Origin of the sequence: Thaumasiovibrio clandestinus, from assembly GCF_047250365.1 — a bacterium.
Taxonomy (GTDB): domain Bacteria; phylum Pseudomonadota; class Gammaproteobacteria; order Enterobacterales; family Vibrionaceae; genus Thaumasiovibrio.
Map to the genome: position 1 here is coordinate 38,098 of NZ_JBLBVL010000006.1, position 15,438 is coordinate 53,535.

At 45.4% G+C, this 15,438-nt stretch carries 12 protein-coding genes and 1 pseudogene; 6 read left to right on the forward strand and 7 right to left on the reverse strand.

Going from position 1 to position 15,438, the window contains the following annotated elements; translation table 11 throughout:
* Nucleotides 1–44 precede the first annotated feature (44 nt).
* Nucleotides 45–713 (forward strand): 3,4-dihydroxy-2-butanone-4-phosphate synthase, encoded by a 669-nt coding sequence (gene ribB, locus ACKLNH_RS10365; RefSeq protein ID WP_413112186.1) that lies wholly within the window; start codon nucleotides 45–47, stop codon nucleotides 711–713.
* Nucleotides 714–755: 42 nt separating this feature from the next.
* Here ribB and ACKLNH_RS10370 read toward each other — a convergent pair whose 3' ends face one another.
* The 4 genes from ACKLNH_RS10370 to psrA all read right to left on the reverse strand — a co-directional run bounded on the left by ACKLNH_RS10370 (nucleotide 756) and on the right by psrA (nucleotide 5,962).
* Nucleotides 756–1,478, reverse strand: a complete 723-nt coding sequence (locus ACKLNH_RS10370) for a YebC/PmpR family DNA-binding transcriptional regulator (RefSeq protein ID WP_413112187.1) — start codon at nucleotides 1,476–1,478, stop codon at nucleotides 756–758.
* Nucleotides 1,479–1,596: 118 nt separating this feature from the next.
* On the reverse strand, nucleotides 1,597–2,799 hold the full coding sequence (fabV, locus tag ACKLNH_RS10375; protein WP_413112188.1) for an enoyl-ACP reductase FabV: 1,203 nt from the start codon (nucleotides 2,797–2,799) through the stop codon (nucleotides 1,597–1,599).
* A 193-nt stretch (nucleotides 2,800–2,992) separates the two neighbouring features.
* Nucleotides 2,993–5,257: an acyl-CoA dehydrogenase gene (locus ACKLNH_RS10380; RefSeq protein WP_413112360.1), complete on the reverse strand. Its 2,265-nt coding sequence runs from the start codon at nucleotides 5,255–5,257 to the stop codon at nucleotides 2,993–2,995.
* 33 nt (nucleotides 5,258–5,290) lie between these two features.
* Nucleotides 5,291–5,962 (reverse strand): TetR family transcriptional repressor PsrA, encoded by a 672-nt coding sequence (gene psrA / locus ACKLNH_RS10385; RefSeq protein ID WP_413112189.1) that lies wholly within the window; start codon nucleotides 5,960–5,962, stop codon nucleotides 5,291–5,293.
* A gap of 876 nt (nucleotides 5,963–6,838) precedes the next feature.
* Between psrA and ACKLNH_RS10390 the strand changes: the two genes are divergently transcribed.
* The 3 genes and pseudogenes from ACKLNH_RS10390 to ACKLNH_RS10400 all read left to right on the forward strand — a co-directional run.
* Nucleotides 6,839–9,043: an MIX and LysM peptidoglycan-binding domain-containing protein gene (locus tag ACKLNH_RS10390; RefSeq protein ID WP_413112190.1), complete on the forward strand. Its 2,205-nt coding sequence runs from the start codon at nucleotides 6,839–6,841 to the stop codon at nucleotides 9,041–9,043.
* Nucleotides 9,033–9,476 (forward strand): DUF1240 domain-containing protein, encoded by a 444-nt coding sequence (locus ACKLNH_RS10395; protein WP_413112191.1) that lies wholly within the window; start codon nucleotides 9,033–9,035, stop codon nucleotides 9,474–9,476. The genes ACKLNH_RS10390 and ACKLNH_RS10395 overlap by 11 nt, the downstream gene beginning before the upstream one ends.
* A gap of 660 nt (nucleotides 9,477–10,136) precedes the next feature.
* A pseudogene (locus ACKLNH_RS10400) lies at nucleotides 10,137–10,340 on the forward strand (IS66 family transposase); the annotation flags it as partial.
* Nucleotides 10,341–10,390: 50 nt separating this feature from the next.
* Here ACKLNH_RS10400 and ACKLNH_RS10405 read toward each other — a convergent pair.
* Nucleotides 10,391–10,816 carry a gamma-glutamylcyclotransferase family protein gene (locus ACKLNH_RS10405; RefSeq protein ID WP_413112192.1) on the reverse strand — a complete coding sequence of 142 codons (426 nt, stop codon included), beginning with the start codon at nucleotides 10,814–10,816 and terminating at the stop codon, nucleotides 10,391–10,393.
* 292 nt (nucleotides 10,817–11,108) lie between these two features.
* Entirely contained in the window at nucleotides 11,109–13,130 is a 2,022-nt protein-coding gene (locus ACKLNH_RS10410) for an alkyl/aryl-sulfatase (RefSeq protein ID WP_413112193.1), read from the reverse strand.
* A 113-nt stretch (nucleotides 13,131–13,243) separates the two neighbouring features.
* Here ACKLNH_RS10410 and ACKLNH_RS10415 point away from each other — a divergent pair, with 113 nt between their 5' ends.
* Nucleotides 13,244–14,167 (forward strand): LysR family transcriptional regulator, encoded by a 924-nt coding sequence (locus ACKLNH_RS10415; RefSeq protein ID WP_413112194.1) that lies wholly within the window; start codon nucleotides 13,244–13,246, stop codon nucleotides 14,165–14,167.
* A gap of 138 nt (nucleotides 14,168–14,305) precedes the next feature.
* Here ACKLNH_RS10415 and ACKLNH_RS10420 read toward each other — a convergent pair whose 3' ends face one another.
* Nucleotides 14,306–14,773: a DoxX family protein gene (locus ACKLNH_RS10420; protein WP_413112195.1), complete on the reverse strand. Its 468-nt coding sequence runs from the start codon at nucleotides 14,771–14,773 to the stop codon at nucleotides 14,306–14,308.
* A 280-nt stretch (nucleotides 14,774–15,053) separates the two neighbouring features.
* Here ACKLNH_RS10420 and ACKLNH_RS10425 point away from each other — a divergent pair, with 280 nt between their 5' ends.
* Entirely contained in the window at nucleotides 15,054–15,404 is a 351-nt protein-coding gene (locus tag ACKLNH_RS10425) for a YajD family HNH nuclease (RefSeq protein WP_413112196.1), read from the forward strand.
* The last annotated feature ends 34 nt before the right edge of the window (nucleotides 15,405–15,438 follow it).

The following is a 15,438-nucleotide window of genomic DNA, read 5'->3' on the forward strand; positions in this document are numbered from 1 at the left end:
CCACTTCTTTATTGCCCTGATTCTGGTACACACGAGGAATTACCATGAATCAGAACCCAGAACACCACTCATTATTAGCTGAGTTTGGTACACCGTTAGAGCGCGTTGCTGCTGGTATTACTGCTTTGCAGCAAGGTCAGGGCGTTTTAGTTTTAGATGATGAAGACCGCGAAAACGAAGGCGACCTAATCTACTCTGCCGAGTCGATGACAGCAGCTCAAATGGCATTAATGATCCGCGAATGCAGTGGCATTGTTTGCCTTTGCTTAACAGACGAACAAGCAACGCAGCTTGATTTGCCACCGATGGTGAAAAACAATAACAGCCAAAACCAAACCGCATTTACCGTGTCGATTGAAGCAAAAGTTGGTGTAACCACAGGCGTCTCGGCTGCCGATCGTGTAACGACGATAAAAACCGCCATAAACCCTACCGCAGCCCCGGAAGATCTTGCTCGTCCTGGTCACGTATTTCCTCTTCGCGCACGTCAAGGTGGTGTATTGACTCGCCGTGGTCACACAGAAGGCACTACCGATATGATGCAGCTGGCGGGATTAAACCCTGCTGGTGTTTTGTGTGAAGTACAAAATGAAGATGGGACAATGGCAAGAACCCCAGAGATCATCGCTTTTGCGAAAAAGCACAATATGCCAGTGCTGACTATCGAAGACATCGTTGAGTATCGTCTGTCTGAAGAAAAACAGAGCGCATAATAAAAAAGCCGACGCAATGTCGGCTATTCTCAATCAGCAGAATTACTCAGGTAGTTCTGCGTTGTGATAAACGTTCTGAACGTCATCACAATCATCTAGTGCATCCATGAACTTTTCGAACGACGCAACATCGTCACCGCTAATAGCATGCATGCTCTGAGGAACAAAACTGATCTCTTCAAGGTCAAGTTTTGTCTCAGGAAACGCTTGTGCCAATGCATTCTTCGCTTTGAAGAACTCAGTATGCGGCGCAAAAACAGTGATAACACCATCTTCTAGCTCGATATCGGCCACATCAACGTCTTCCATCATCAATGCTTCAAGTACCGCTTCTTCATCATCACCTTTAAAAGCGAAAATAGCTTGGTGCTCAAACATATGTCCAACAGCGCCAGGACCACCAATCTTTGCATTGTTTTTCACAAAGCACTGACGAACGTCCATATAGGTACGGTTGTTATTATCGGTCAAACAATCGACGATAACCATACAGCCACCTGGGCCAAAGCCTTCATAGCGTGCAGTTTCATAGTCTTCACCACCAGCACCACTCGCTTTATCAATCGCTTTTTCGATAACGTGAGAAGGAACCTGATCTTTTTTTGCTTTTTCAATCAAGCGCTTTAACGAAAGGTTGATATCCGGATCAGGGCTACCATTTTTTGCAGCTACGTAAATTTCTTTACCGTACTTTGAGTACACTTTAATTTTCGCGCCTTGCGTCTTAGCCATTGACGCCTTACGGACTTCAAAACTTCTTCCCATGGGGGTTCTCTCTGTTATAGCAGGGATTTAATCGGCAAAGATTATAACCAGTCAATATGACAGCTACCAGTAAAAAAGCCGCCAATGGCGGCTTTATCACGTATTTTACTTACCTAAATCACACCGATTCAACGTCAAAATCGACAACTGGGTTAACATCAGCATCATAATCAACACCTGTAACGCCAAAACCAAACAGTTTCATAAACTCATCTTTGTACTGTTGATAGTCAGCAACATCAAACAAGTTCTCGTTGGTCACCTGCGGCCACAGTGTCTGACAATGCTGTTGAATATCATCACGCAACTCCCAGTCATCCAAGCGTAAGCGATTTTCTTCATCAACATCTGCTGCCGCACCATCTGCACGATACAAACGCGCTGCAAACATACGGAAAACCTGCTCCATACAGCCTTCATGCACGCCTTCTTCACGCATTTTCTTAAAGACCATCGCAATGTAAAGTGGCATTACAGGAATAGCAGCACTCGCTTGGGTTACGACACTTTTCAGCACGGCAACATTTGCGCTACCACCAACCGCAGCTAAACGTTCATTCAACGCCGTTGCTGCACGATCAAGATCTAACTTAGCCTTACCTAATGTACCGTGCCAATAGATAGGCCACGTAATTTCAGTGCCGATATAACTGTACGCAACGGTTTTACAACCATCGGCTAAAACGCCTGCGTCAGCCAGTGCGTTAACCCATAGTTCCCAGTCTTGGCCACCCATCACTTTGACAGTGTCTGCGACTTCTTCTTCTGTTGCCGGCTCTATGGATGCTTCTATCAATACATCTTTGTTTGTATCAACTGCCGTTGCTGTGTACGTCTCGCCCATTGGTTTTAGGCTAGAACGAACAAGCTCACCCGTTTCTGGCATTTTGCGTACAGGTGACGCCAGCGAATAGACAACCATATCCACTTGGCCTAAATCTTCTTTGATCAGCTCGATTGCCTTCGCTTTCATCTCATTGGAAAACGCATCGCCATTAAGGCTTTTTGAGTACAATCCAGCGTCTTTCGCATACTTATCAAAGGCGGCACTGTTATACCAACCCGCAGATCCTGACTTCTTCTCACGACCTGCTTTTTCAAGAAATACACCTATCGTTGCTGCATCGCTACCAAATGCTGCGGCAATACGTGAAGACATGCCATACCCAGTCGAAGAACCAATAACCAACACTTTCTTTGGTCCATTTTCGAGCTTAGGCTGCGCCTTGGTATAAGCGATCTGCTCAGCTATGTTCTTGTCACACCCTTCTGGGTGCGTTGTTGTACAAATAAAGCCACGAATTTTTGGTTTAATAATCATTGTTAGTTCCCTTGATTTGTTGCCACAAGGATAAAAGTTTCGTCGCGCTTTCGCATCCGTTTTTGTCAGTTTTTACGCTTGAAAGCCAGTGGTTGGATCTGTCTTCGTCAATTTGAGGCTAAATCCACCAAGATAAACAGAAAAAAGCCACACTTCTGTGCGGCTTACGTTACTCCAGTGCGGCGTAGAACGATCATGCTGCCTGATTAGAGGAGGCGTTATTCTTAATATCAGATGGAGAAAACTCATCCACCTGAATAGCAGCCAACCGCAATGCCTCAGCATTGAGCAGCTCATCATATTGCTGCTCGGTAATGATCCCCTCTTCAACCGCTTGCTTTAACGTGGATAAATAGGGTTGTTTCGGTGCCAGTTGGCCAGATTTAACCGCGCGATACACCGTACTCTCCAACTCTTGTACGCCAACAACTGCGTTAAAGGCACGCTCAATAATTGCTATCGGGTCTTGCTCCTTATCGCCGATATAACAGAGATAAGTCAATCTATCCCGCATGTTGCCTGCGGTCATTAAAGACGTAGCGATGTCCAACAATAATGGATCCGCTGGCGGTTTAAAATGCATGCCGATGGGAAATAGCAACGCACGCAATGCAGTGCCAACATACTGACGGGGGAAATTATCGAACACTTGCAAGAAGGCTTGACCACAAGCATGCAAGCAGTATTGAACGCCATAATGAACAAACGGCAAATCTTCCTTACGGCGTCCATCGTCTTCATAGCGCTTTAATACTGCAGAGGCTAAATAGAGATGACTGAGTACATCACCCAACCGTGCCGACACCATTTCACGACGTTTTAACTCACCGCCTAACGTGAGCATGGCAACATCGGCCGACACAGCCAGTGCTTTACTTATGCGAGTTAGGTGACGGTAATACTCTGCTGTTTCTCCACTGACGGGACTGGTTGCGAAACGCGATCCCGTTAGGGCATGACCCAGCGCAGAAAACGCGTTGTTGGCCGCATATTTTATATGCTTGGCCAATAAAACATCAAATGCCTGCTCCCCCGCCTCTACATCAGGGTTGGCCGCGGCCTGCATTTCGGCCAGTACATACGGATGACAGCGCGTCGCACCTTGACCAAATATCATAAGATTACGGGTTAAGATATTCGCCCCTTCCACGGTTATCGCCACAGGGATACCAAAATAGTGGTGGCCTAAGTAGTTCATCGGCCCCAATTGAATCGCCCGTCCTGCATGAATATCAAAGCTATCATTCAGCACCTTACGGGCAATCTCTGTCATATGGTATTTCGCAATCGCCGTAACAATACCGGGCTTCTCACCCAAATCTAGCGCTGTGGTAGACAAGGTACGCGCTGCCTCAAGGAGATAAGTTAGCCCACCAATGCGTCCTAATCCTTCTGCCACCCCTTCAAATTGACCTATCGGTGCACCAAATTGTTTCCGAATTCGAGCATATGCCCCCGTTGTTCTGGCTGACAAATGGCCTATCGCTGCCCCCAGTGCCGGTAATGAGATACCGCGCCCTGCCGACAAACACTCAACCAGCATTCGCCAACCCTTGCCGGCATAGTCTGGCCCACCAATAATCCATGACAATGGAATAAACACCCCACTCCCTCGGGTTGGCCCATTCATAAAGGCCATATTTAGCGGGTTATGACGCTCACCAATCTCTACCCCTGAGTGATCAGTCGGGATCAGTGCACAAGTGATGCCTAACTCAGGTTCGTCACCTAACAAGCCATCAGGGTCAAACAACTTAAACGCCAGCCCGAGTACCGTCGCAACAGGAGCTAAAGTGATATAGCGTTTGTCCCAGTCAAGCTCTATACCTAACACTTGCTCACCCTGATACTCGCCATAACAAACCACACCTTTATCAGGAATCCCTCCCGCATCTGAGCCAGCCTCCGGCGCAGTTAAAGCAAAACATGGAATATCGGTTCCATCCGCCAAGCGTGGTAGCCAATAAGCTTTTTGCTCCTCAGTGCCATAATGGGTTAACAGCTCGCCCGGACCAAGAGAGTTAGGCACCATCACAGTAACTGCAGCGCTCAAACTCCGTGTAGCAATTTTTGATACGATGGTGGAATTTGCATGCGCAGAGAACGCCTTTCCGCCGTATTGCTTGGGAATAATCAACGAAAAAAAGTGCTCTTTTCGCAAGTAGGCCCAAACCGCCTCGGGAAGGTCACGCTGTTGCTGCACAATTTCGTGGTCATCGAGTATCGCAAGTAACCCTTCTAACTGGTTATCTATAAACGCCTGCTCTTCTTGCGTCAAAGAGGGCTTAGGATAAGTCAGCAACGTGCTCCACTGCGGTGATCCCGCAAACAACTCCCCATCCCACCAAACGCTTCCTGCTTCAATCGCCTCCTTTTCTGTTTGAGACATGGGAGGCAGCACGCTCTTAAAAAAAGAGAATGCGGGCTTAGTCAGGTACTTTTGTCGCAATGTCGCCATCATGTTGTCCCTCTATATCAAGCCAAGTATCGATTAACTCACTACCACTCTCTGATTAATCATAGAGAGCTCTTGATCCACATTTGCCCCTACACCTGCTGCCACATAAGGAACGAGTCGGTCTAAAATATCCTCTGTTTGCGTCTCGCAACCAAAATCACTATGTGCAATATCTGCCAATGCCTGACTCGATGCCATCGTGAAAACACACGCACCAAGGGTAAAATGCAAACGCCAAAACAGCGTTTCAGGATCTAATGAAGGGTTAGCGCGACAAACGGCGGTCGTAAAGTGTACAAGTACCGGCTGATATTCATTAACAATGAACCAACGTAAATGACCTTGAACATCGGAATACCCTCTCCCCAGCAGGCGCATAAACACCGCCGAGCCATTGCGTCGGTAATGATTAAGTGCCAACAAAGGACGCTTTACACAGTTGAGCACATCTTGCATTGAAAACTCGTCACGTGTTAGCAATGTATGCAGCTCTTTCTCTAGCTGCGGCATAAATGCTTCTAGGTATCGGCTCAATACAGCCCTGACTAAAGATTTTTTATCGCCGTAATGGTAGTTAACCGCAGCGAGATTGACGTTTGCCTTGCTGGTGATCATGCGAAGGGATGTTTCATTAAAACCATATTCAGCAAAAAGTACTTCCGCTGTATCTAATATTTTGGTTTTTGTCTCTTGTCGTGCTGCCATCTCAATCACTCAATTTAAACAATTGTTTAAATCCTAGTCACCAAATGGCATTTCAACAAGTTCGTAACATCTCATTACTCTCTATTCTCGTGTTGAAAAAATTTAATCAAAAATTTTCCAAACTCACGGAACTCTTGCACATGAGTAGAGTCATAAGTAATGCCACTGCTTTTTCTTGAAGATGTTCTTCAAAACCTGTACCCAAATTTGGATACAGGTTTTTTACTTTATGGCGTATACCCTTCTAATCGACTGCGTTCTCCTCCAAGCCATCACACGCATGTCAGAGCACACTCACATCAGGGGATCTGCCACCATTAAAGATAATTCACCGCTAGGTTGAACTATCCCAAGATCGCGTAGTCCTAATAACAGATTCAGTGCAATGTGTGAGGAGGCCGCCTTGAACATTGCACCATACTCGGAAACTGCCAATTCTCCTTAATGTGTAATGGAACTTGCGCCTGCTGATACTAAGCAGGCTTTTTTTTGCCTGTTATCTGGCTAAAGCTTCATCAATCTTTAGGACGTTTGGACAACAATGAGGTAGTAACTTTACTAAATTAGCTTTTGGCGGATTATCAGCGGTATTGCAAACACTCTGATCTGAGGACCAAATTCTCTCATCCACTACAGCTGCACAAATCAGGCATAGTTTTTGCTCAGATTCATCAGCACGCAATTAAGCCAAAGGCAAGTAACTAGCACCATCAAAGAGCAGCGAACTGCAGAAATAGCCGGAAGACAAGTATTTTGGGATAACATCACAAAATCATACAAACCAACACATTACCTATAAAACAAGGCAAAACGGCTATAAACGGGATCACGTCAATACCTTATAATGGACCCTATTTAATCAGTCGCATTGAAAGTATGAACTTCGTTGAGTACAAAGGTCCGTCACACTTTCCTTCCATACAGGAAGATGTTGTTCTGGACAAACAGTTAGATCCGCAACCCCAAGAAGAGCTAGCAAAGTACGAATATAATATCAAGATAGCCTGTCATCTTACAGCCTGTCGTCCTGCTGTTGTTGGCGAGTTCAACTTGGCAAAATCAGAGCTTGAGCCAGCAATCACCTCATGGGTCAAAAAAGGAAAAGATGGCCACACAATATTAACCGCAGACGTTTTTCATCAAGAACCAAAGCGTCTTTATCACTCCTTTGAGGGTCGGGTAAATTCAGCACTTGGCGGGGTTAACTCTGCACTAGGCAGCGAAAACGTAGAAGTATTAAGCAAAAATAGTGGCGTAATTAACGAAAGCTTTATTCCCGTCAGGTTAGCTGTGCAGCTAGGAAAGCGCCTAGGGGTGCCAACGCTCGGCTATTACTATCATTTTATCGATGGAAAGCTAGTTCACGAGTACGCGCTTGCAGGAGAAGGAAACAGCCAGTTCAGAGTCACACTATCAACAGCCTCGTTGCTTAACCAAACAGCCAAAACAAACAGACCGCTAACTTACCTGCTTCTGCCATGGCACAGACACGGCCAGGAAGTCTCAACTCAACACCTGCTCTATCAACTATCGCCGATAGACAGTGAAGTCCTTGCTTTTATTGATGTGTCTTGGTTAGATGAACATGCGTTTAAGGTCGATTTACAACAGATCATAGATACCCTAAGCAAAGAGAAAGCAAAGCGCGAGTATGAGCAAAATGGCGACACCTACTACAATCTGCTCGCAGGGGACACCCTTTGGGACGTCGCCCAAAAGTATGGCGTTGCAGTTAATGATCTGATAGAGCTTAACCCAGCGGTGAAAGGGCGCGAAAAATCACTGCAAATTGGCGAGACGCTTCTGATCTACCCAAAGAAAAACATCGAACATCAAACTCGGCTTCACATTGTCGTGTCAGCACAAAACGATGAAGGTCGTGAGCTTTGGAAAGACATAGCAGAGCAGCATCAACTAACGCCACTCGAGTTGTTACGCCTCAACCCAAGCTACGAGCCAGATCCGTCAGTACTAAAAGTCGGTGATGCCCTAAGAGTCTCCAGAACGCCCGCAACTAACACCACCACTAGTGAGCGCAACACGCTACCACCCGTCGCCATTACTGCCGTCACCAAAGCAGAAGATGCAAGTTATCAGCGCCCAAATCTGCGGCTGACGGAGCACGTTAATGCTATTTCGGCAGCGAAAGACATGATCCCGCTACTCAACATAGCCACAATCGCTGATTACAAAGAGCCAGCAGAATCGTTAAAAGACGATAGTAAGCCCGTCCCATACGAAACAACACTCGACCCCAGATTAATGTATTGGCCTGATTACAACTTCCTCACGGGTGAAAAAGTAAACGCGAAGATGCGTGTAAACTACGACGACACCGTTGCAGAGTCCATTGCGGTGATGTCCGCAGAAGAAGCGGGTGAGTTTCTTCACGATATCTTAGTTAAAATGGGCATAAGCGTCGAAGAATTTATAAAGAGCAGGTTTTCAGATGAAAATCGAAGAGACACGTTAACGCACTTCAATAACTTAAGAGATTTCATCAGCACTCGAGTTAACGCCCAAGCCATTGCCAGAGAGCTTGGCTCATTAAATGTTATATCTAAAGTAACGACTTACAATGGCAGAGCATACATCGTAATTAAGGGCTATAAAAACCACCTGAAAACCTTAGTCGCCGGAAATCGGTGGAGAGCAAGCAACCCACAAGTAACCGATCTAGGTTTGGGACTTGCGGGTGGTCACGGAAAAATGGCCTATTTTAAAACAACTGTGAAACTCACCATTTTATTCACAGCAGGAATAAATGTCATTGAACATATCTTAAAAGACGAGAGTACAATGGTAGACTTGCTGGGTCGCACAGCAAGTGATTTAACGCAAGCCTTTGTAGCAACGGCTATAGGGATAAAGTTTGGTTCCACAGTGGCTGCTGTTTATGTTGGTCTAAAGGGCTTGATCTTTGGAGCAGGAGCTGTTGCTGCAGCCCCCTACGTTTTAGTAATAAGTACAGTTGCTGTAGTTACTATAGGTACAAGCGTCTTATTTAACTCCATTGATGACCACTATAAACTCACCGACTCAATGATAGATGCGGTAAAGGATGTAATTGATGAAAACTGAGCTGAAAATCCGCGATATTGTCTTTGTGATATTGGTTGGTGGAATATTAATTATGTTTGGTCTATCTGCGCTATATGAAATCATCAGCTTTCATATATCAGGTGTGGCAGAGCTAGAGCAATATAAGGTAGGGCACTTAACGTACTACTCCATTAGCCTTGGAATAAGCACGCTAATGCTATCAACGATCCTAGTTTTCGCTTATGCGTATGTGAAAGTGAAGTGCCTCAATATGAAAACGAATAAAACGGATATAGACTGGTATATTCCAATTGCCGCTGCGATTGTTTTAGGTGGTTTTGGTCTGATCGGGCGACATTCGATGGTTGAAACCCTCTTAGACTCAGGTTTTTATGAGTGCCCTAAAACAATGAGCCATTCTCGAAGACCTAGCACAACATACGCAATCAACATGCAGCTTTGCGAAAAGTAGCCTAATTACACCTTAACGGTTCGTAGCTTTCCCTCATTCCCACGCACCCGCGTGGGGACACATCCACCCCAAAAAGCACAGCGCGTGCGTCTCTCTTCCGATCCCGGTTCCCAGCAAAAACCCATACCATCGCCAAATCTGAACCCCGGACGACCACCATAGCAAATGGGATGAAGTACCGAACAGCAATTGCTTGCTTTTGGCAGCTTTTAACTGAGATTATTAAGGCGGTGCGATGAAGCCTTTAGATTAGAAAAAGTAGGTCACATCATCATACAACCTTTGTTAGTGATAGACGTAACTATAGGATAATGGGACAGAACATTGTATGTTTGGGTCGCTTTGCAGTTAGAGTTACAGATAAAATACAAACCATCAATGATAGCGGGACTATGTTAGTACATTGATGTCTACTCTGATGAGTCGCAGGCCGTGCCGCGATAGCCAAAGACCTCCGCCTTTCAACAGCCCTGTTCTCTTCCGCTCATAGAGTATTGACCGCAAGTAGCGCGTAATAGAGCCACTTTTAGTGGCTCTTGTCGTATCTGAGCGTTAGACAAGCTAAAGTATTTCCCTTCGAGTTTCCCACTTTCATATGGGGTCGTAACAAACTTCGGGGCAGAAATGAGTTTGCAAACAGGTTGTGAATGTGTTTTTACTCTAAAAACGGATGAAACACCACTTAATGTACTGAAAGAAGATAAACAGGCGTATATGTGGTTGTACTGCTCAGGGTCCGACTCACCAAAAGCAACAATCAATGACATGAAAAACATCGTCTTGTTCGACTATCAAAACAGTCGCGCCAGAGTCTGCCCAGCGGCTTTTTTGGGTGATTACAGCGGTTATCTGCAAAGTGATGGCACTACTTCCAACCCTTCACATTTTTAGGTTTTGCAATCTGAGGGCATAGTTTAGAGCCTACGTTTTTGATATAGGATAGAGTGCTCAATAAGGTATTCTCCAGCCAAGATTTTTCGGATCTTTGCATTTTTGATTTGCTTGATGGTTTTGCCATAGACGAGCACGTCAATGAGCTCTTCTGTCTCACAGCAGCGGACCTGTATAGTTTCTTTCTGATAGCCATCAGGCTCTAAAATCCGCTCAAGCTTATCCATATTAGTAAGGGCTTCTCTGGTTACAGAATAAACTTCGCCTTTGACGTGCCAACCTTCACCTTCTTCTAATACTAACCAAGGAGAATTCCGCTCACCAACCAAATAAAGAGGATACCGATTGAGGGTTTGGAACTCTCCTTTTAAGCGAGTTCCATTGTTGATGTGGTAGTTGGGAAAACCTTCCTTAAGAGTTCCAAACACAAAAACCTTATCTAAATCCATTTACTTTCATTGCCTTATCAACGATCCGCAAAGGGTGAAATTAATCCTGTTTTGAATTTAAGTCAACCAAACTTATTTTACATCGTTGAAAGGATCGGTGATCGCGGCTGTGTAAAAGCCAACACTTTTACTAAATTGATTTTTCGCGAATTATGTTCACTTAAAGCATATCGCCAGATTTACCGTACCATTAGGTTAGTTCGCTTGGCTTTTTGGATTTAACAAAATAGTAAACCGCTCTTGGGGTAATCCAGAGCGGTTTGGTTAACCGTAGTTTTAAATTAAGGCGTCGTTATTTGTTCGGCATTGGTAGGATTTCAAATAAGCCATCAAACTCATCCAGCGTTGCTGCCAGTTGGCTAATCAATTCTCCTTCACCTTTTACGCTCGCTTTTCCTGATTCAAGCAGCGCCTCTAATGTTGTTTCGCCAAGTACCAGACTAGTAAAATCGGTCTTATTGATAACCAGCTCAAAGTCTACAGCGGGTAACTTCTCAACCTCAATGTTGGACATGTTTGCGTTTGATACCTCACCGTAATAGAGCTCTTCAACATCTGGGTGGTTAAGGCCAAAGTTAAAGTTAAGATCAGCTTGCTCTGCCTTGGTTGCATTTAAGCTGACGGCAACAAAATCTAAGAACATCCCCGTTGGTGTATTGGCAATCACATCGGCAGAGGCCAATTTAATCGATGGCTGTATCTCACCGGTTCTTAGCTCTGCCGCACCTTGTAGGTAGCTATTACGCCACGCCATGGTTTCTGACTGATAACCTTGCTGCTCAAAACTGTCTGCTAATGCAAAGCGGTAGTCAACGTTGCTCGGGTCGCATTGCACTAAATCATTAAACAGTTGTGAAGCCGCTTGGTACTCCCCTTGTTCAAAATGGCTTAGGCCCGCATTAAACAGCGCATCGGCGCCAGCCGCATTGACATATACACATGACTTATCAATGGTTTGTAGTGGGTTAGTGTTCACTGGGTTCATATCATGGTACCCAAGGTACAAGTTCACCACGGCGCGCGCATTGTGGCTGTAAGAGCCGTGATAACCGTTGGTGTGCCATGTGTCTAGCTGCGACTGAGGGACTAATTTTTCAATCTCTCGCCCCACATCATGAATGGTCACGCCATGATTGGCTAAGCGCATCGACTGATTATGAATGAAGCCGTAATTATCGCGTTGTAACGTCATGTATTCGGAAATTTCATTCACATCGGTGTTGGTATCATTCCAAACGGGTGCTGAATGGGCCGCATGAATATTGTCGACCAACCCACTGTCAACAAAGCGCAGTTTTAGCTCTGTGAGGTACTTTGTCCACACCAAAGCATCGCGTACCTTCGCACCACGGAAGGTGTAGATATTATGCATGCCATCATAGGTTAGTTCTGCCGTATTGAGCGAACGATACTCTGGAACGTAAAGTACAATCTCGGCAGGCGCTTCAGCCCCCGGCATGTTAATCGCGTGGAAATCTAGCCCATCAATGGTGACCACCTTCTCACGCTCTTGGATCTCTTCGGTTGGTGCGACCAGTGTCACCTCGCCACGAGACGTACCTAGGCCTAACGCATTATCAACAATACCTTTGGTATTATTATCAAGGGTGGTGCCATATTGGTAGTTTGCACGACGCCCCATTGCGGTGCCGGCAATCACATTTTCATCCGCCAGCTCTTTGATGAAATCTTTGGGTGCGTAGATTCTTGCCGCTTTATCAAAATCACCCGACTCAAGAATGCCACGAGATCCGCCAAAGTGATCCGCATGCATGTGAGAGTAGATCATGCCGGTAATTTTATGCTCACCATTGATTTTAGGTAGATGCTGTTTTGCAAACTCCCACGAGGCTTGCGCCGCTTCTTTTGATAGCAGAGGGTCGTGAATCACGTAGCCATTATCAGTACGGTAGATAGTCATATTAGAGATGTCAGCCCCACGGATCTGATACACCCCGTCCGTCACTTCATACAAACCGCCAGCAGCATAGTTGAGCATGCCTTGACGCCAAATAGAGGGGTTAACCGTTGGTGGTAAATCATCTACCGACATGTCAGTCATGTACTCAAAGCGATTTTTTAGCTCACCCGCTTCATGCGTGCCAAACTCAGCAATCAAGCCACGGCTGGTTCGGGCAAATGCTGACGTATCTTCCCAAGGCAGGTTTTTGGACACTTGTGCGTTTGCCTTTACGGTGTGTTCCGTTGCTGGTTTACCCTCATAGGTGTCGATGGATGCGTAGTCGTTCGCTGTTGCGCTAAATGACATGACAACCGCTAAAGAAAGTACAGATGGTGCGAAATTCATTTTCATGCTGAGCCTCGTTTTGTCTCTCAATTGGTATGGCGCTAATTTAGCCAATTGACACATAACGATATATAAACAAAACTTCATTCAATACATCACCATTTGTTATGAGTTAATCCGTGATAGATAAAATAGACCTCAACCTTCTCAAGGTGTTTTCCGTTGTTTATCGTCACCAATCGATAACGCTCGCCGCGGAAGAGATGGAGATGACTCAACCAGGGGTGAGTGGATTATTAAAGCGCCTGCAACAACAAGTAGGCAGTCAGCTGTTTATTCGCTCTGGTCGGGGCATTGCGCCAACCCGTCATGCGCAAGAGCTGATCCGTCAGGTCGAACCGGCTTTAGATCAGATCAACAGCGCTTTGGAGAACCTAGAAGGTTTTAATGTCAATTATCCGCATCGATTTGTGGTGTATACCTCAGAGCCCATTATGCTGATTCTGTTGCCTAAGATAGAGGCCGATACTGAACTGGGCAACGTCACTATAGAGCTGCACCCAACCCGCTCCAACGAGGAGCAATTGGTCAACGATCTCCATCAGCGCCAAGCAGATTTAGCCATCGAGTTTTCGAACTGCACCTCGAGCTCTTTTTTCACTGAAGAATTGTTTACAGATGATATGTGCATTATTGCTAGGAAGGGGCATCCAAGGATTGCTAACAGCCTATCGGTGGCTGAGTTTTATCAAGAGAGGCACATCACCTTAAAACTCCGCCGAGAGCACACCTATCTAGCTGACTACTTTACCGCCGAAAACCTGCAAGAAAGAACGGTGGCAGCAGAATGCACGTCATTGGTTTCGCAGATGTCGATGGTCTCAACAAGTGATTGCATTGCCTCCATGACCAAAAGTATTGCCGATATGTTTGCTGACAAACTCGAAATTCAAGTACTGCCAGTCCCGTTTACAACCACCGCAATTAACCACCGTATAATGGTTCATAACCGAGACAGAAAAAGCCCCGCAAGTATGTGGCTAAGAGAAAAGTTAAAGTCATATTTCGAGCAAGAATGGACGATTACAAAGCATACCAAGTGATCAGAATTCGCGTTGGAAAAACGCTGCTCAAAGAGGGCAAAAGTGACAAACTATATTGTCGCGGTATCAAACGTTATTGGCTTTCAACAACCCAGAGCGTAGCCTTTGCAGATAGAGGCTACACTAGGGCTGTCATTGTTACGCCGTACCTAAAGCAGGCTTGCGCATTAATAAGTGGGAAAGTAGAGCATTATCTAGCGCTAACCGACCCGCCCCAGACAACATCAATGAGAGAGAACCAGCAAGCAGAGCCAACCCAAACTCATACCCTCCATTCGACATAAATAAACCGTTATCTAAGTGCACCGTGACGATAGCAACCAACATGGTTACCGCCAGCACTGCCGCTGATGGACGTGTTAAAAAACCAATCAAAATGAAAATGCCACCAAAAAACTCCCCAGCACCAGCGAGCGCCGCCATCAATAATCCTGGCGCTAAACCGATAGACTCCATAAAGCCTGCAGTTCCTTGTAATCCATAGCCTCCAAACCAGCCAAATAACTTTTGTGCACCATGAGCAGCAAAAATAATCCCTAATGGCAGCCTGAGTGCTAAGGGGGCCCAGCTTGATGTCGACGCCAATATACGATTAATGAGTTTCATTATTTTCCTACCTCTTCATTGTCCTTTTACCCATCAAACCTTTGATGAGTGGAGATAAATAAACTGATATAGAAAAGTGTAAGTAATCGGCGTAATGATGAACATATCTATAATTTGGTCTTCTTATTCAACTTTTTTGAAGTAGTTGCTATCCCCAAGTTAAATGAAGCATCACAAAAACCAGCTATCCGCTAGCACTTGTTCCGATTCTATCTAGACCCTACCCAGCAAAGCGATTAGACTAAGCACAATTACCCTTTCAGCTATACAAGGTATGTCAATGTCTTCTGATTTTTACGGAAACAGTGCAAGCTATAAACGCCAAGAAAGTGGCTATCGTGAAAAAGCGCTAAAGCTATACCCTTGGGTATGTGGCCGTTGTGCCCGCGAGTTTGTCTATTCGAATTTACGGGAATTAACTGTTCATCATATCGATCACGATCACACCAACAACCCTGAGGATGGCAGTAACTGGGAACTGTTATGTTTGTTCTGTCATGATCATGAACACTCGAAATATACCGAGCATGATCAGTATGGGTCGGAAATAAAAGCAGGTGATAGCGATCACCAAGCTGCAACGTTTAATCCATTTGCCGATTTAAAAGCCATGATGAACAACAAAAAGTAACGGCATAGCAACAAAACGCAGGTGATGTGATACC